At 66.8% G+C, this 16,129-nt stretch carries 16 protein-coding genes; 5 read left to right on the top strand and 11 right to left on the bottom strand.

What is annotated here, in order from left to right:
* Positions 1-15: 15 nt before the first annotated feature.
* The 4 genes from AC5RUU_RS01565 to AC5RUU_RS01550 all read right to left on the bottom strand — a co-directional run bounded on the left by AC5RUU_RS01565 (position 16) and on the right by AC5RUU_RS01550 (position 5,077).
* Positions 16-984, bottom strand: coding sequence for an NUDIX hydrolase (locus AC5RUU_RS01565; RefSeq protein ID WP_493973448.1), 969 nt, complete (start codon positions 982-984; stop codon positions 16-18).
* A gap of 11 nt (positions 985-995) precedes the next feature.
* Complete coding sequence (locus tag AC5RUU_RS01560) at positions 996-3,245, bottom strand: RNA degradosome polyphosphate kinase (protein ID WP_493973447.1); 2,250 nt, start codon at positions 3,243-3,245, stop codon at positions 996-998.
* Between the two features lie 128 nt (positions 3,246-3,373).
* A complete protein-coding gene (mshD, locus tag AC5RUU_RS01555; protein ID WP_493973446.1) occupies positions 3,374-4,345 on the bottom strand; it encodes a mycothiol synthase in 972 nt (323 codons plus the stop codon).
* 33 nt (positions 4,346-4,378) lie between these two features.
* On the bottom strand, positions 4,379-5,077 hold the full coding sequence (locus AC5RUU_RS01550; protein ID WP_133345752.1) for a winged helix-turn-helix transcriptional regulator: 699 nt from the start codon (positions 5,075-5,077) through the stop codon (positions 4,379-4,381).
* A 337-nt stretch (positions 5,078-5,414) separates the two neighbouring features.
* Between AC5RUU_RS01550 and AC5RUU_RS01545 the strand changes: the two genes are divergently transcribed.
* The 5 genes from AC5RUU_RS01545 to AC5RUU_RS01525 all read left to right on the top strand — a co-directional run bounded on the left by AC5RUU_RS01545 (position 5,415) and on the right by AC5RUU_RS01525 (position 10,107).
* Positions 5,415-6,182, top strand: a complete 768-nt coding sequence (locus tag AC5RUU_RS01545) for a permease (RefSeq protein ID WP_493973445.1) — start codon at positions 5,415-5,417, stop codon at positions 6,180-6,182.
* Positions 6,183-6,353: 171 nt separating this feature from the next.
* Entirely contained in the window at positions 6,354-6,962 is a 609-nt protein-coding gene (locus tag AC5RUU_RS01540; RefSeq protein WP_411373939.1) for a nitrobindin family protein, read from the top strand.
* A 97-nt stretch (positions 6,963-7,059) separates the two neighbouring features.
* Positions 7,060-8,142, top strand: a complete 1,083-nt coding sequence (ygfZ, locus tag AC5RUU_RS01535; protein ID WP_493973444.1) for a CAF17-like 4Fe-4S cluster assembly/insertion protein YgfZ — start codon at positions 7,060-7,062, stop codon at positions 8,140-8,142.
* On the top strand, positions 8,142-8,546 hold the full coding sequence (locus AC5RUU_RS01530) for an ankyrin repeat domain-containing protein (RefSeq protein WP_493973443.1): 405 nt from the start codon (positions 8,142-8,144) through the stop codon (positions 8,544-8,546). The genes ygfZ and AC5RUU_RS01530 overlap by 1 nt, the downstream gene beginning before the upstream one ends.
* A 43-nt stretch (positions 8,547-8,589) precedes the next feature.
* Positions 8,590-10,107, top strand: coding sequence for a DHA2 family efflux MFS transporter permease subunit (locus AC5RUU_RS01525; protein WP_493973442.1), 1,518 nt, complete (start codon positions 8,590-8,592; stop codon positions 10,105-10,107).
* On the opposite strand, the gene AC5RUU_RS01520 is transcribed toward AC5RUU_RS01525, so the two are convergent.
* The 7 genes from AC5RUU_RS01520 to AC5RUU_RS01490 form a co-directional block, all read right to left on the bottom strand.
* Positions 10,069-10,785: a GNAT family N-acetyltransferase gene (locus tag AC5RUU_RS01520; RefSeq protein ID WP_493973441.1), complete on the bottom strand. Its 717-nt coding sequence runs from the start codon at positions 10,783-10,785 to the stop codon at positions 10,069-10,071. The genes AC5RUU_RS01525 and AC5RUU_RS01520 overlap by 39 nt on opposite strands.
* Before the next feature lie 63 nt (positions 10,786-10,848).
* Entirely contained in the window at positions 10,849-11,874 is a 1,026-nt protein-coding gene (locus AC5RUU_RS01515) for an ATP-dependent 6-phosphofructokinase (protein WP_493973440.1), read from the bottom strand.
* A 96-nt stretch (positions 11,875-11,970) separates the two neighbouring features.
* Complete coding sequence (locus tag AC5RUU_RS01510) at positions 11,971-12,603, bottom strand: response regulator (RefSeq protein WP_493973439.1); 633 nt, start codon at positions 12,601-12,603, stop codon at positions 11,971-11,973.
* Positions 12,600-13,859 carry a sensor histidine kinase gene (locus AC5RUU_RS01505; RefSeq protein ID WP_493973438.1) on the bottom strand — a complete coding sequence of 420 codons (1,260 nt, stop codon included), beginning with the start codon at positions 13,857-13,859 and terminating at the stop codon, positions 12,600-12,602. The genes AC5RUU_RS01510 and AC5RUU_RS01505 overlap by 4 nt, the downstream gene beginning before the upstream one ends.
* 67 nt (positions 13,860-13,926) lie before the next feature.
* Positions 13,927-14,787, bottom strand: a complete 861-nt coding sequence (locus AC5RUU_RS01500; RefSeq protein ID WP_493973437.1) for an ABC transporter permease — start codon at positions 14,785-14,787, stop codon at positions 13,927-13,929.
* On the bottom strand, positions 14,784-15,734 hold the full coding sequence (locus tag AC5RUU_RS01495) for an ABC transporter ATP-binding protein (protein WP_493973436.1): 951 nt from the start codon (positions 15,732-15,734) through the stop codon (positions 14,784-14,786). The genes AC5RUU_RS01500 and AC5RUU_RS01495 overlap by 4 nt, the downstream gene beginning before the upstream one ends.
* 137 nt (positions 15,735-15,871) lie before the next feature.
* Positions 15,872-16,129 (bottom strand): PspC domain-containing protein, encoded by a 258-nt coding sequence (locus AC5RUU_RS01490; RefSeq protein WP_493973435.1) that lies wholly within the window; start codon positions 16,127-16,129, stop codon positions 15,872-15,874.

Genomic DNA, 16,129 nt, shown 5'->3' with positions numbered 1-16,129 from the left:
ACAGGGCCTGGTGCCTCAGTCGTCGAAGGGTTTGAACTGCTCGACGGCGACCACCCGGTTCTTTGCGCCGGGCGCTACATGGCAGACCACGAGTTCGCCGGGGGAGAGGTATGGCTCCTCGGAGGGCAGCAGACTGCTCAAACGGGCCGGCATGTGTTTTGCCAGCTGGGCGAAGACAGTGGGCAGCGCAGGGCGGTGGGTGCAGACCACCACTGGCCGCTGCTTGTCGAACAGGGACTCGATGACTGCGGCGGTCTTCTTTGGGCTGCGCTCGTGGCGGTGTTCGGTGAGGGCCTCCGCCAGCCGAACCTTCGCACCCGCGGCCTTGGCGTACGGAGCCACGGTGGCCACGCACCTGAGCCAGGGACTGGTAACCACCCGCGGCGGTTTCCATGCCTGCAGCAGCCGTCCCACCGCCTGGGCCTGCCGGGTTCCGGTGGCAGCCAGCGGCCGTTCACCTTCAGCCTTGGTCCAGGACGAGCGCGGCTTCGCCTTCGCATGCCGTAACACCACGAGTGGCCAGGTGTTCAGCTCGCCGCGTTCGTGGGCTTCGCGCAGGTACTCCAGCGGAACGGCGTCGGTGGGGTTGGACAGCAGCGTGGCAGCCTTTTCCGGGGTGCACCACATGACGCTGTCCACCTCCTTGCCGTCAGGAACGAGCCTGCTCCCGTTGACCTTCACAGCCCAGTAGTGCACCACTTTCAGGCCCGACGCGACGTGGTAGTGAATGGCCGGCAGGGGAAGCCCCAGGGGCGCGTCCAGTCCAATCTCTTCACGCACCTCACGGACGGCGCATTCGGGGATGGTCTCGCCGTCGTCGATCTTGCCCTTGGGCCATGACCAGTCGTCATAGCGTGGCCTGTGGATCAGCAGGACTTCAAGCCTGTCATTCGTGACCCGCCACGGCAGGGCGCCGGCAGCGGTGACTGCTACTGGTTCCCCCGGATGGTCTGTCTGGTCAGCTACGAGTGCATCGCTCGACAAAATGGTTGCCCTTACCGCCGGGTCAGGCTGCGCTGCCGGGGACGCGAGGCGAGCAGCCAGGACTGGACGTCCTCAAGCGGCTTTCCGTCCTCGGCCAGGTGGTGCCGGGTCCAGTCGCCTTGGTTATCCAGGTGCCAGCTGGCGGTTTCCGGCGCCATGTACCGGCGGAGCAGGTCAAGGACGTAGTTGATGTCATCCGCGCTGGCAAGCTGGACCAGGGCCTCCACCCGCCGGTCCAGGTTGCGGTGCATCATGTCTGCCGAGCCGATGTACACCACCGGCTCACCGCCGTTGGCGAAAGCGAACACCCGGGAGTGCTCCAGGAACCTGCCCAGGATGGAGCGGACCGTGATGTTTTCGCTCAAGCCCGGAACGCCGGGGCGCAGCGAGCAGATACCGCGGACCACCACGTCCACCTTCACGCCCGCCTGTGATGCCCGGTAGAGGGAATCGATGATGGCTTCGTCCACCATGGAATTCACCTTGATCTGCACCCGGCCGGGAACGCCGGCGCGGGCATTGCGGATCTCCGTTTCGATCCGGTCGATCAGCCCCGACCGCACCGACCGCGGCGCCACAAGCAGCCGCTTGAAGGTGGACTTCGGGGCGTAGCCGGAGAGCTGGTTGAACAGCTTGGACAGGTCCTCGCCCACCTGGTCGTTGGCGGTCAGCAGGCCAAGGTCCTCGTAGTAGCGCGCCGTACGCGGGTGGTAGTTGCCGGTGCCGATGTGGCAGTAGCGGCGCAGCCCGTCCACTTCCTGGCGGACCACCAGGGACAGTTTGCAGTGCGTCTTCAGGCCCACGATCCCGTACACCACGTGCACGCCGGCCTGCTCCAGCTTGCGCGCCCATGAAATGTTGGCCTGCTCGTCGAAGCGGGCCTTGATTTCCACGAGCGCCAGGACCTGTTTGCCCGCCTCGGCTGCATCGATCAGGGCGTCAACGATGGGGGAATCGCCGGAGGTGCGGTACAGGGTCTGCTTGATGGCCTGGACCTTGGGGTCCGCTGCGGCCTGCTCCAGGAACGCCTGTACCGAGGTGGAGAAGGAGTCGTACGGGTGGTGCAACAGGATGTCGCGTCGCCGCATCGCGGCGAAGACGTTCGCGGCCTTGGAGGTCTCGGACTCGTTGAGGTACCGGGAGGTGTGCGGAACGTGCTTGGGGTAGTGCAGGTCCGCGCGGTCGATGCCGGCGATGACGGACAGTCCGCGGAGGTCCAGCGGGGCCGGCACCGAGTACACCTCGGACTCCTCCACCCCCAGTTCGCGGATCAGCAGCGCGCGGATATTGGGGTTGATGTCATTGGTGACCTCAAGCCGCACCGGCGGGCCGAAGCGGCGGCGCAGGAGTTCCTTTTCGAGCGCCTGCAGGAGGTTTTCGGCGTCGTCCTCCTCCACCTCCACGTCCTCGTTCCGGGTGACGCGGAAGGTGTGGTGTTCCAGGACCTCCATGCCGGGGAAAAGCTTGTCCAGGTGGACGGCAATGACTTCCTCGAGCGCGATGAAGCGGGCCACCCGGCCTGCAACGGCGCCGGCACGGGGCCCGTCGATGGAGATCAGGCGCGGCAGCTGGTCCGGCACCTTGACGCGGGCGAAGAGCTCCTTGTCGCTGATCGGGTTGCGGACCACCACGGCAAGGTTCAGCGAGAGGCCGGAGATATACGGGAAGGGGTGGGCCGGGTCCACCGCCAGGGGAGTGAGGATGGGGAAGACTTTCTCGGCGAACATGACGCTGAGCTGCTGCTTGGCGGCGTCGTCCAGTTCCTCCCAGTGCATCAGGTGGATGTGCTCGTATGCCAGGGCTGGGCGGATCTGGTCCGCGTACACCTGGGCGTGCCGCTGCTGCAGCCGGTGGGCTTCCTCGCTGATCCTTTCGAGTACCTCAACCGGGCTCAGGCCTGCGGGGGACGGAACAGCCAGGCCGGTGGCGATGCGGCGCTTCAGGCCGGCCACCCGGACCATGAAGAACTCGTCCAGGTTGGAGGCGAAGATTGAGAGGAAGCTGACCCGCTCCAGCAGGTGCAGCGAGGGGTCCTCGGCAAGTTCCAGGACCCGGGAGTTGAAGGCGAGCCAGCTCAGTTCACGGTCCAGGAAGCGGTCGGGGCGGATGTCGCCTTCGGGCTGAAGGTTCGGCGCGAATTCCGGGATGTCGATGCGGTCCTGGGTGGCCCGCGATGCCGGTACCTCCGAGGAGCCGAAGCGGGCCCGCACAGGTACTGCCACATCCTGGGACGTGGCTGTTCCGGAAGGTTCCGGGTTCATGGCATCTCCTTTAGCTGGCGCTTGATGCTGGCGCTTCCGGCCCGCGGGGTTCTGTTTCAACCTTACAAGCATTCGCTGCCTCAAACCCCCAGATATCGGGTGCCCGAGGCATACCTCAGTCGACTGGACTAACCGGCCGCCACCGGCCCGTACATCACGTCCATGTCCCAACGGGTGAACCCCAGCCGGCGGTACAGGGAGACGGCGGGGGCGTTCTCCGCATCGGTGTACAGCATGACGGCGTGCAGGCCCTGATCCTGGAGGTGCCGGATCCCCGCGACCGTGAGCGCCTTGCCGAGGCCCATCCCCTGCGCCTCGGGTGCCACGCCCACCACGTAAACCTCGCCGATGGCCGGGTGCGCGCCGTGCTGCGGGTGAACCTTGGTCCAGTGGAAGCCCAGCAGCCGCCCGCCGGCGTCCTCGGCCAGGAGGAAACCTCCGGGGTCGAACCAGTCCTCGGCCATGCGTGCCTCGAGGTCCGCCCTGGTGAGGTTGCCCTGCTCCGGATGCCCGCAAAAGGCTGCCTTGTTGACCGCCAGCCACGCGTCCTCATCCTGCCCGGGGACAAAGGCGCGGAGCGAGACCCCGTCCGGCAGGCCGACGTCGGGAAGGTTCGCGCCCGCCGTCGTCATCCGCATCTTCCACAATTCACGCACCGGCGCGTAGCCATAACGGGCAGCGAGGTCGGCGGCGGCCTCGTGGTTGCCATGGGACCAGGCCTTAAGCCCGTCCAGCCCGCGGGTTTCCACCAGTGCCCCCACCAGGCGGTCAGCGACGCCCTGGTTGCGGTACGACGGGTGCACGGCAATCTCCAGGATTCCGCTGCCGTCCGGCTCCTCGACCACGACGGCGAACCCTGCCAAGTCCTGCCCGGTGGCGGGATCCGAGTCCTCATCGGGTGCGTACAGGGCGAGGGTCAGCAGCGAGTGCGCGGCCGAATCCCCGGCACGCATGGTCACCAGGGTCTGCTCAGAAATGGAAGGATTCCCGTCAGATTCTTCTGCCGCGGACAGCAGGTCGCGGCAGTCCTTTAGGAGTTGCTGGTCAACCCCGCCTCGGACGACATGGACGGGCCACTTCTCAGGGTGCGCAGGAGTCATGAAGCAAGGCTATACGGGATGGCGGCCTGCCACTCAGGCTTCCGTGAGCTCGTCTTCCTGCTGCCGGACCAGCGTGAGGCGGTACCCCACGTTGCGGACCGTGCTGATGAGATTCTCGTGGTCCGCGCCCAGCTTGGCCCGCAGGCGCCGGACGTGGACATCCACCGTGCGCGTGCCGCCGTAGTAGTCGTAGCCCCACACCTCGGTGAGCAGCTGCTGGCGGGTGAAAACCCGGCCGGGATGCTGGGCAAGGTATTTCAGGAGCTCGAATTCCTTGAAGGTCAGGTTCAGCGGGGCGCCGTTCACGCGGGCCGTGTAGCTGGCTTCGTCGATCACCACACCGGCAGCCCGGATTTCGCTGGGTGCATCTTCCTGTTCGGGCACGGCACGCGCGACGGACAGCCTGATCCGCGCTTCCACCTCGGCGGGGCCGGCGGAATCGAGGACGATATCGTCCACGGCCCAGGCCGAGGACACGGCGGCCATGCCGCCTTCGGTGAGGATCAGCACCAACGGGGCGCTGAGGCCGGTGGCCTTAAGGAGTTGGGTGAGGGAGCGGGCCCCCACCAGGTCCTTCCGCGCATCCAGCAGGACGATGTCGCAGGGATCTGTTTCGAGCAGGGCCGTGGGCTCGGCGGGGAGGATATGGACCCGGTGGTTCAGCAATTCCAAGGCAGGCAGGATGTCGACCGAAGAGCCGGTGCTGTTCGTCAGTAACAGGATGTGCGACATTGTTCCTCCAAGGGCCGTCCGCGCATCATTGGGCGACTGAACCGGATTTCCACCGGCCGGTACTGTCTCCCTGCGTGGATTTAGGGCCGCCAGAAAACTGCCGGCCAGCCATCCCCGCGGGGAGCATAGCTGAACCTTGAGTATACCCGGCACCCCTTGTGGAGCCAGAGATTCACGCCCGGAAACGGTACGTTTTGCTACATATCCCGTTCACATAGGGCAGGATTGAGCCAGGGCGTCATGCCCTGCCACAAAGGGGCGGATTCCGCCTCCGGTCGACGCCAGGATGGGATTGCAGCGCAGTGAGTGCAGAAATTAAGCACAGGCCGGGTTCCGCATGACGGCGGATCTGCATGCGCCCGTGCGTTCCCTTGGCTCCTGGACCATCGGGGTGGTGGGAATAGCAGGGCTTGCGGCGATCATTGCCGGTGTCTATACGTCCCGCGAGGCCTTGGTGGCCGTCGCCGTCCTGATCGCAGCCGCCGTGGGAATCGGCTGGCCGCACTTCCTTCGGATACCAGCAAAGAAGACCCTCGCCGCCGTCATCGCCCTGCCGGGAGCAGCATCCGCGTTAGCCGCAGCCATGGTGCCCGCACCCGGTTACCTCGACTGGACGCCCGGATTCATGGCCCTGGGAATGATGGCCGTCTTCGTGGTGCAACTCATCCGGGGCACCGGCCAGGCGCAGCGGCTGGAGTCAACGCTTGGCTGCTGTGTCGGGGTCCTGCTGTCCTGCCTGGGCTCGGGATGGGTTGCCGGTGCCAGGTTCAACGGTGTCCGCGAGATGCTCCTGGTAGCGGCCATCAGCGCCGCTGTGGCGTTGATCACAGGGGTGATCCGCTGGCCTGACAGCGTGGTGGCACCGCTGGGCATGGTCCTGGCCGGGCTGGCTGGACCACTCGCCGGGCTGGTGCTCTCCGATATTGCAGTCCTTCCAGCCGCAATTTTCGGCGTCCTGGTGGGTGCCGTGCTGGCCAGCTTCCGCCGGATGGCCACTCTTCGGGGCGCTCCGCTCAACTTTCCTGCGGCGCTCGGCATGGGGCTGGCGCCCGTCTCCGCCGTGGGTTCCCTGGCCTACTTCATAGACAAACTACTCATCTACTAACGCGTTAGGATGGCACCATGTCCGTACTTGCATTTGAAATCTTCTTCCTTGTCCTGCTCGGCATCGCCAGCCTGTCGATGGCCTGGTTCGCCGGCTTCGTGGTTTACCGCCTCTTCAAAGGCCAGAAGTAGACCGCTTTTCCGGAGCTAGCTGTATCTCGAGGTAATTGTCGTGCCCATTGAGATTCCTACGGATCTGACCCCAGAACTCGTTCCCCTCTCCTGGCTCATCGGCGAGTGGGAGGGCCGCGGCCGGCTCGGCAGCGGGGACGAGGACTCTGAGCATTTCCTGCAGCACGTTTCCTTCACCCACAACGGCCTCCCGTACCTCCAGTACCGCGCGGAAAGCTGGCTGACCGACGACGACGGCACGCGGCTTCGGCCGCTCACCGTCGAGACCGGGTTCTGGGCGCTGGAGCGCAAGCAGCTGGACGCCGACGGCGGCCCGGGCCTGGTGCCGGCAGACATCGTGCCGGCGTTGAAGAGTGCCGACGAAGTGGAAGCCTTGCGTAACAGCGAGGGCGGCTTCGACATCTCGGTCTCCATCGCCCACCCCGGCGGTATATCCGAGCTGTACTACGGGCAGATCAAGGGCCCGCAGATCCAGCTGACCACAGACATGGTGATGCGGGGCAGCCATTCCAAGGACTACAGCGCCGCCACCCGCATATTCGGGCTGGTGGATGGCAACCTGTTGTGGCGTTGGGACGTCGCAACAGGCGGAGAGGGCGGCAAGGGCCTGGAAGCCCACGCCTCGGCCTTCCTCAAGAGGGTTTCCTGACCCCCTGCCGGTACCCACCGGAAGTCGCAGGCTGAGGGAACCCGGGTCAAATCAGACAATCCGGAATATCGCCGAGCCTCAAGGACTTCTACTACATATGACTATTCCCAGCCCTCTGTTGTCGCGCCCTGGCGCCGTTGAGGCTGCCGGCGCCGATGCAGGCGTGGCCGCCCACTACGGTGAACCCCTGCGCGAGCAGCGCGCCCTCGCCGCCGGAACCGCCGTCGTCGACCTCTCCCACCGCGGCGTGGTGACCGTTACCGGTCCCGACCGGCTGAGCTGGCTCAACACGCTCTCCTCACAGCAGGTCACCGGCCTGGAGCCCAGGGAGTCAAGCGAGCTGCTGCTCCTCAGCGTGCAGGGCCGGATCGACTTTGATGCCCGGGTGATTGACGACGGCGAGACCACCTGGCTGATCGTGGAGGGCGCCGAGGCAGCACCGCTGGCGGAGTTCCTCAACAGGATGAAGTTCATGCTGCGGGTGGAGGTGGCTGACGTCTCTGCCGAATGGGCGGTTGTTGGAAGCACGCACGCCGTCCCCGAATGGTCCGGGCTGCTGGCCTGGCAGGACCCCTGGCCGCAAGTGAGCGCCGGCGGCTACTCCTACGCGACTGTGTCCGAGGAAAGCCACCCCGGCCTGGAACGCCCCTGGTTCGAATACCTGGTTCCCGCAGCGGCCCTGGAGGAGACTGTCGCCGGCCGTCCCCTCGCCGGCACCCTCGCTGCCGAAGCCCTCCGCGTTGCGGCCTGGCGCCCCCGGATCGGCGCCGAAACCGACGACAAGACCATCCCGCACGAACTCGACCTCCTCCGCACGGCGGTCCACCTGGCCAAGGGGTGCTACAAAGGCCAGGAAACCATTGCCCGCGTCCACAACCTGGGCCACCCGCCGCGGCGCCTCGTGTTCCTGCAGCTGGACGGATCCCAGCACACCATGCCCGCGGCCGGGAGCCCGGTCCTGGTGGGCGACCGCAAGGTGGGGTCGGTGACCTCGGTGGCCCAGCATTACGAGATGGGCCCGGTAGCCCTTGCAGTCATAAAGCGTTCCGTGGCGCCGGATGAGATACTGACGGTCCTGGACGGGGACGAGCCTTACCCCGCCAGCCAAGAACTCATCGTCGCCCCCGACGCCGGCCAGGTGGTGGGGCGCCAGACCGGATTCCTCAGGGGGCCACGCTGATGACTGACAACGCTGCACCAACGGCAGGGGCCGACGACGACGCCGTCGCCCTGGCGCACACGCTCTTCCAGGCCGCACGCGAAGGAAACACGGACCTGCTGCGCGCCTACCTCGAGGCCGGCGCACCCGCCACCCTGACCAACGCCGCGGGAGACTCCCTGCTGATGCTGGCCGCTTATCACGGCCACGTGGATGCGGTCCGGCTGATCCTGCAGCACGGCGCCGAAGCGGACACCGCCAATGACCGCGGCCAGACGCCCCTCGCGGGGGCAGCCTTCAAGGGCTACCCCGACGTGGCGCGCGCGCTGCTGGACGCCGGCGCGGATCCCGACGCCGGTTCCCCTTCGGCCCGTGCCGCGGCCCAAATGTTCGCGCGCCAGGAGATCCTGGATCTCCTGGGCTAGCCGTTCCGGGTCCGCCCAGCCAGCAACCCTGAAAGATGACCGAGTGGAAAACGTAGCAAAGCCATGGCCTGCCCTGTGGTCCCTGGTGATCGGATTCTTCATGATCCTGATCGACAGCACCATCGTGTCCGTGGCCAATCCGGTGATCATGGAGGGCCTTGGCGCGGACATCAACTCGGTGATCTGGGTGACCAGCGCCTACCTGTTGGCGTACGCGGTGCCGCTGCTGATCACCGGTAGGCTCGGTGACCGGTTCGGGCCCAAGAAGCTCTACCTTCTGGGCCTGGTGGTGTTCACCCTGGCCTCGCTGTGGTGCGGGCTTTCCGGAAACGTGGAGACCCTCATCGCAGCCAGGGTACTGCAGGGCCTCGGCGCGGCGATCATGACACCCCAGACCATGGCTGTTATCACCCGGATCTTCCCGCCGGACCGGCGCGGGGCCGCGATGTCCATCTGGGGGGCCACCGCCGGATTGGCGACTCTTGTCGGGCCCATCCTGGGCGGCGTCCTGGTGGACGGGCTGGGCTGGCAGTGGATCTTCTTCATCAACCTGCCTGTTGGTATCGCCGGGTTCATCCTTGCGCTGCGGAACGTTCCCACCCTCAGCACCCACCCGCACAGGTTCGATATCCCTGGCGTGGTCCTCAGCGCGCTCGGACTCTTCCTGCTGGTCTTCGGCATCCAGGAAGGCGAGACGTACAACTGGGGCACCATCACCGGGCCCGTCAGTGTGTGGGGCCTGATCATCGCGGGCTTGGTTGTGCTGACCGCCTTTGTGGTGTGGCAACGGTTGAACAAGGGCGAGCCGCTGCTGCCGCTGGGGCTGTTCCGGGACCGGAACTTCTCCCTCGCCAACCTCGGCATCACCATGGTGGGTTTCACCGTGACCTCTTTCGGCCTGCCGCTGATTTTCTACTACCAGATGGTCCGCGGCCTGACGCCCACGCAGTCGGCCCTGTTAATGGTGCCCATGGCGCTGATTTCGGGCGGCCTGGCACCGGTGGTGGGGAAGATCGTGGACAGGGTCAACCCGAAGTACCTTGCCGCAGGCGGCCTGACCCTGATGGCCGTGGCCCTGGCCTGGAACGCCCTGCTAATGCAGCCCGGCACGCACATCCTGCTGTTCCTGCTGCCCAGCGCCGTCCTGGGCTTTGCCAACGCCGGCATCTGGGCCCCGCTCAGTACCACGGCAACCCGCAACCTGCCGCCCCGCCAGGCCGGTGCCGGCTCCGGCGTCTACAACACCACCCGGCAGTTCGGGGCGGTCCTGGGCAGTGCCGCCATCGCCGTCCTGATCCAGGCACGGCTCGCGGCGGAGCTGCCCGCCGGGGGACCGGCCGGAGCAGCCGGTGAGGGGATGGCGCTCACCGGCACCTTGCCGGTGGCCCTGCACAGCGGATTTTCGACGGCGATGGGCCAGTCCATCCTGCTGCCCGCCGCGGTGGTCCTCGCAGGGGCTGCGGTGGCTCTGTTCTTCGCCAAACCCCAGCCGGTCCGGGGCTGGGGCACGGGGGCTCCCGCGTCAGCCAAGGTGGACGCTGGTCTGGATTCCGCCGGCTGAGAGGCCAAGCTTGCGGGCCAGCGCCAGCGATCCGGTGTTGCTGACGTCAGTCCGCCACTGCAGGGTCAGCCCGGCGGCCAGGGCTTCCTGCGCTGCAATGGAGGCGGCCAGCGAGCCGAGCCCCCGGCGGCGCCATGCCGGGTCCACCAGCACACCCAGGTGCGCCAGCAGGCCTTCCCACTCCGCATAGGCGCCACAGGCCAGGGGAACCCGCCGTCCATCAATCTCTTGGACGATGGTGTAGCGGTTCTCCAGGTCTGAAAGGCCAACCTCGTTGACGTCATCCGGCGGGCACCTGCCCTCCAGCTCGATGGCCTCAGGATTGCCGTGCGAAACGGTCATCTCCCCGGCCGGCTGCCTGAGGGGCAGGTCGTCGGCAAAGAACAGGGCCGCGGCGCCCAGGCCATGCCCGCCGTGGGAGCGGGTCAGGGTCAGGAGGGTCACGTGCTGCGCCATCTCCTCGTCCGGAATGCCCGCCGCGGCGTCAATGACCCATTGCGGGCCCACCAGGGCCGAACTGCCAAACAGGCGGATGAACTCCACGGTCCGCACCGATTCATCAGCCCGGACCACCCGTTCGCCGGAGGCCAAAGCCGTTCCGAAAGCGTCGTCATCGAGCCCCAGGCGGCGGGCCCACGCAAGCTGGATGATGGCAGCAGAACCGGGGTCGAGTGTCATGCTCCCAGCCTAGGGCGGGCAGGCGGCCCAGCCGAACAGGACACCTCAGCCGAAGAGGACACCTCAGCCGAACAGGACAGAGGCTTCGTCGTAACGATTCTGCGGGACGGTCTTCAGCTGGCCCAGCGCGTCCTGGAAGCCCACGTGTTCGATGTCCGTTCCCTTCAGGGCAACCATGGTGCCCCAGTAGCCCTCCACCACGGAGTCGATGGCGGCCATGCCCAGCCGGGTGGCCAGGACGCGGTCGAAGGCTGAGGGCACGCCGCCGCGCTGGATGTGGCCCAGGATGGTGGCGCGGGTTTCGATGCCGGTCCGGGCCTCCAGTTCCGGCGCGAGCTGGTCGGCGATGCCACCCAGGCGTGGCCGGCCGAAGGTGTCCAGGCCGCGCTCGGAGTGCGGGGTTTCCATGTGCTCCGGAACGAAGCCTTCGGCCACAACCACCAGCGGTGCGCGGCCGCGGGCGTGGGCTTCGTTGACCCACTCGGTGATCTGTTCGATGCTGACCTTCTGCTCCGGGATGAGGATGGCGTGGGCGCCTGCTGCCATGCCTGCGTGCAGGGCGATCCAGCCCACGTGCCGGCCCATGACCTCGGCGATCATGCACCGGTGGTGGGATTCGCCGGTGGTGCGGAGCCGGTCGATGGCTTCGGTGGCTATCTGCACGGCGGTGTCGAAACCGAACGTGTAGTCGGTAGCGTCAAGGTCGTTGTCCACCGTCTTGGGAACACCGACGATCTTGAGGCCGGCGTCGGTGAGCCGCTTGGCGGCGGCCAGGGTTCCCTCACCGCCGATGGCGATGATGGCGTCGATGCCCAGGCGGTCCATGTGGGCTTTGATGACCTCGGGGCCACCGCCGTTGTCGAACGGATTGGTGCGTGAGGTGCCAAGGATGGTGCCGCCCTGCTTGGCGATGCCGCGGACCATGGTGCGGGGGATGTCGATGATGTCACCCTCCACCACGCCGCGCCAGCCGTCGAGGAATCCGACGAACTCGTGGCCATGGATGGCGATGCCCTTCAGTACAGCACCGCGGATAACCGCGTTCAATCCGGGGCAGTCGCCACCGCTGGTGAGGATTCCAATTTTCATGTTTGGCTCAAATCCTGGGAGAAGGTTTACAGGCAGAGCGCCACGCTGAGCTCACCTAGAAGTGTAGTGGGAGGTGTGGGGTACGACACAAACCGGTTACAAAAGGCCCCGCTCCATAGCGATGACCACGGCCCGGGTCCGGTCGTCAACGTCCAGCTTGTTGAACACGCGCAGCAGGTGCGTTTTGACGGTCGCCTCGGCGATGTGCAGCCGCGCTGCCACGTCCGAGTTGCTCAGCCCCTGCGACACGCACCTTAGGACCTCCACCTCACGGGCAGTGAGCTGCGGCCGTTCAGGCGCCCGCAGGTGCTGGACCAGGCGGGCTGCCACCGGCGGGGCGAGGACAGTTTCACCGCGCGCCGCGGCGAACACGGCGTCGATGATCACATCGCCGGGGGAGTCCTTCAGGAGGTAGCCCACGGCTCCTGCCTCGACGGCACGCACAATGTCCGCGTCGCCGTCGTACGTGGTGAGGATGAGGACCTTCGTTTCCGGAAAGCGGGCACGGATCCGCTCGGTGGCGCCGGCCCCGTCCAGGACGGGCATGCGCAGGTCCATGAGCACCACGTCGGGGCCATGCTCCGCCACCGAGTCCACAGCCTCCTTGCCGTTCGACGCCTCCGCCAGCACCTCGATCCCGGCCGAGGTGCCGAGCAAGGCGGCGAGGCCGCCGCGGACCACCGGATGGTCATCAGCCAGGACAACCCGGACCGGCATCGATGCGCTCATGGGGTGTTCTCCCTGGAAAGTTCCTGCGTGGCGGTTTGGGGGGAGGGCGGGGAGACCGGAACGACGGCGGTCAGGACGGTGCCGGTGCCGGATGACTCCAGGTCCAACCTTCCGCCGATCCCGGCCAGCCGGGCGGCCATGGATTTCAGTCCGAAACCGGGGTGGGCCGCGGTGGTGTCGAAGCCGTCGCCGTTGTCGCTGACCGAGAGCCTCAGCTCCTGGCCTCCTTCCGCCCCGCCTGTAACCACGGACAGCTGCGCGGCGGACGCGCCCGAGTGCCTGCGCACGTTGTTCAGGGCCTCCTGTGCGGTCCGGAGCAGGGCCACCTGCTCGTTCGACGTCAGCGGCGGCAGGGAGGCAGGCACGTCAACGGTCAGCCCAATCGGCTCCAGGTGCAGGCTTTCCGGAAGGCGCCGAAGCGCGGCGATCAGGTCGCCGCCCTGCACGTCGGTGGGAACACCCGACGCCACCAGCGACCTCGCCTCAGCCAGGTTTTCCCGGGCGGTCCGGGCAATTGCAGCCAGCGTGTCCACAACTTCCGGGGACCCGGGACTCCGAAGCTGCGCCTGGGCTGCTTCGGACAGCATTGCAATTGAGGTGAAGCCCTGGGCCAGGGTGTCGTGGATTTCGCGGGCCATCCGTTCACGTTCGGCCAGGGCGCCCCGGGCCTGTTCTGCAGCGGCGAGGTCGGCACGGGTGGCGTCCAGCTCGGCCAGCAGTTCGGCACGCTGTTCACTTTGCTCGATGACTTTTGAGATCCACAGACCGATCATGCAGCTGGCCACGAAAGACGTCACAAGCTGGGCTGTGATGCCGTAGACCTCCGGCCCGCCCAGGCCGTAGCGGCTGATCTGTCCTGCGGCCACGCCCACGCACAGCACAGCGGTGGCAACAACCCCCTGCCTCTGGGTTGCGGTGAACATCCACACCTGCGGGAAAGCCACGAAAAGCAGTGCCCCGGCGCCGTCGTGGACAAAGGACAGGAACACCACCACCGTGACCAGGACCGCCACGTATATCACAGGCCGCCCGGTCCGGAGGTCCTTCAGGCGGGTCAGGAACGGGTACACCACGCCCAGCAGGACCATCGCCGCCACCACAACCGGTGTTTCCGGACGCCATGGCCTGCCTGCTACCGCCAGGTACATGAGGGCGGCCAGCGCCGCATAGAAACCGATGTGCCACCAGATCATGGAGGTGGTCCAGACGGAACGGGCGGGCAGCAGCCGCTCCGTCCGGCCACCGATATTGTTCATGACTGCACCTTATCCCCGCCGCAAGGTGGCACCAACCGGGGGCCCTGGCGCCCCTCCTGTGCGTGCCCTACTTTTGCGGCGGCCATTTGAAGGCCAGCCGGGCCAGCACCGCTCCGGCCACCGCCCACACCGCCAGGACCACAAATGCCAGCGGCATATCGTAGCTTCCGCCCGGTTCTGCCGCCTCGAAGCTTCCGGGAAGGAAGATGGACCGGAATGCGCTGGCTGTCCACCGGAGCGGAAAGAAATTGGTCACCGACTGAAGCCACTCAGGCAGCTGGGAAAACGGGAAGTACACACCCGAGGTGAAGGAAAGGAGCAGTACGGGAAGCACCGCGAGCGTCGACGCGCTTTGCGCGGATTTGGCGACCGCAGTGAACGCGATGGCCACCGTCGCCCATCCGGCAGTGGAAAGGACCATCAGGCCCGCCAGCAGCGCCCATTGGCCGGCGTCGGCTGGAAGCGGGACGTCGAACACGTACCTCGCCGCCAGCAGGAGCAGCACAGTCTGGGCTGTGATGAGGTAGAGGGTTTGTCCCGTCTTGCCCATGAAATAGGACGAGGCCGGCAGCGGTGTTCCGGCGAGCCGCTTGATGGTGCCGTTGAAGCGCTCCGTTGCCACGTAGCTGCTGAGGTTCTGGAATCCGCTGAGGATGGTGCCCAGTGCCAGCATCCCGGGGAGGTAGTAGTGGGCGGGGGTGATTCCGCCGTTGCCGGACGGGTCCGCACCGAAATCCGGTTCATCGCCGAACACGGTGCCGAACAGCGCAAGCATGAGGATCGGGAAGAACAGCACCAGCACCAGGGACAGCACATCCCGGTTAAAAAGCTTGATTTCCAGGGCCGTCCGCTTCAGCCCCAACCGGAGCCCGGATGGCTTCCACGCTGCTGGTACCGCCCGCTGCGGCACGGCTCGAAGTGTGCTCATGACAGGACCTCCGCTGAGTGCGCAGCCACCTGGGGGCTGCCGGATGATCCGGCGGCCGCACCGGTGGAACCGGAGCCGATCAGTTCAAGATAAACGTCCTCGAGGCTGGGCCGCAGAACCGTCAGCTCCTCCGGTTCCCGCCGTCCGCCGTCGGATAAGGCATTCACCAGCGCTGCCGGGTTGCCGGTGACCTCCTCATGCATGCCGGCAGTGTCCCGCCACCGCACGCGCGGCACCCGGAGGGCCGGTCCGCCGATTTCGTGGGGTGTCCCTTCGCTGATGAGCCGTCCGCCGTTGATCACGCCGATCCGGTCGGCGAGCTGCTCGGCCTCGTCCAGGTAGTGGGTGGTGAGCACGATGGTGGTGCCGTTGCTGCCGAGCGAACGGATGAGCCCCCAGAACTGGCGGCGGGCTGCCGGGTCAAAGCCGGTGGTCGGTTCATCGAGGAAGAGGACTTCCGGGTTGCCGATGATGCCGAGTGCCACGTCCAGCCGCCGCCGCTGTCCGCCGGACAGCGTTGAAATCCGGACGCCGCCTTTGTCCTCCAGCCCTACGGCTGCCAGCACCTCAGCCACCGGCCGCGGGGCCGGGAAACAGGCGGCAAGGGAGGCCAGCGCCTCGTGGACCCTGAGCTCTCCCGCGTCGGTTGCTTCCTGGAGAACTATTCCGATCCTTGCCCGGAAGGAGGGCGGGGCCTTCCACGGGTCGGTGTCCAGGACCCGGACCTCGCCGCCGTCCGCCCGGCGGTGCCCCTCAAGGATTTCGATGGTGGTGGATTTCCCGGCGCCGTTGGGGCCCAGGAGCGCATAGGTCTCGCCGTTCCGGATGGCCAGACTGAGGCCGTCGACAGCGGCCAGCAAGCCGCCGTCGGGAGTCTTGTAGGTCTTACGGAGGCCCCGGACGGAAATGGCTTCTCCGGCAGGGCCTGATGTGTTGTGGGTTCTCATGCCTTCAGCGTGGCAGTTGGCCCTTGGCGGCCAACACGACCTGCCGGTTGAACTTCCCGTCCACCGGACGGTGGACAACACTGCCCCGGGAACACAGCGGCCCCTGCCCGGAGGGGGCAGGGGCCGCTGAGCTGGCGTCAGGGACGGTTGAGTGAGCGCCGGTCCAGGAACGTCTGGAGCGGGATCACGTTGCGCTGGTCCGGAAGGACCACCCACGCCAGGAGGTAGAAGATGACGGCCGGGCCGGGCAGGAGGCAGAAGATGAGGAAACCGATGCGGACGTAGGCCACATCCACGTTCAGCTTTGCCGCAATGCCGCCCAGGACCCCGCCGAGCCAGCGCTGCGGGCCGCGTTTCAGGCCAAGGCCCCTGATGATGCTGAAAAACTTGTCCAT

This window comes from Arthrobacter sp. K4-10C, assembly GCF_059090085.1.
This window is presented reverse-complemented; position numbering and strand designations above follow the sequence as displayed.

Excerpts from the sequence above, each read along its gene's own strand:
- AC5RUU_RS01560 (WP_493973447.1), bottom strand. The coding sequence starts at position 3,245 with ATGAACCCGGAACCTTCCGGAACAGCCACGTCCCAGGATGTGGCAGTA.
- mshD (WP_493973446.1), bottom strand. The coding sequence starts at position 4,345 with ATGACTCCTGCGCACCCTGAGAAGTGGCCCGTCCATGTCGTCCGAGGC.
- AC5RUU_RS01550 (WP_133345752.1), bottom strand. The coding sequence starts at position 5,077 with ATGTCGCACATCCTGTTACTGACGAACAGCACCGGCTCTTCGGTCGAC.
- AC5RUU_RS01545 (WP_493973445.1), top strand. The coding sequence starts at position 5,415 with ATGACGGCGGATCTGCATGCGCCCGTGCGTTCCCTTGGCTCCTGGACC.
- ygfZ (WP_493973444.1), top strand. The coding sequence starts at position 7,060 with ATGACTATTCCCAGCCCTCTGTTGTCGCGCCCTGGCGCCGTTGAGGCT.
- AC5RUU_RS01530 (WP_493973443.1), top strand. The coding sequence starts at position 8,142 with ATGACTGACAACGCTGCACCAACGGCAGGGGCCGACGACGACGCCGTC.
- AC5RUU_RS01520 (WP_493973441.1), bottom strand. The coding sequence starts at position 10,785 with ATGACACTCGACCCCGGTTCTGCTGCCATCATCCAGCTTGCGTGGGCC.
- AC5RUU_RS01515 (WP_493973440.1), bottom strand. The coding sequence starts at position 11,874 with ATGAAAATTGGAATCCTCACCAGCGGTGGCGACTGCCCCGGATTGAAC.
- AC5RUU_RS01510 (WP_493973439.1), bottom strand. The coding sequence starts at position 12,603 with ATGAGCGCATCGATGCCGGTCCGGGTTGTCCTGGCTGATGACCATCCG.
- AC5RUU_RS01505 (WP_493973438.1), bottom strand. The coding sequence starts at position 13,859 with ATGAACAATATCGGTGGCCGGACGGAGCGGCTGCTGCCCGCCCGTTCC.
- AC5RUU_RS01500 (WP_493973437.1), bottom strand. The coding sequence starts at position 14,787 with ATGAGCACACTTCGAGCCGTGCCGCAGCGGGCGGTACCAGCAGCGTGG.
- AC5RUU_RS01495 (WP_493973436.1), bottom strand. The coding sequence starts at position 15,734 with ATGAGAACCCACAACACATCAGGCCCTGCCGGAGAAGCCATTTCCGTC.
- AC5RUU_RS01490 (WP_493973435.1), bottom strand. The coding sequence starts at position 16,129 with ATGGACAAGTTTTTCAGCATCATCAGGGGCCTTGGCCTGAAACGCGGC.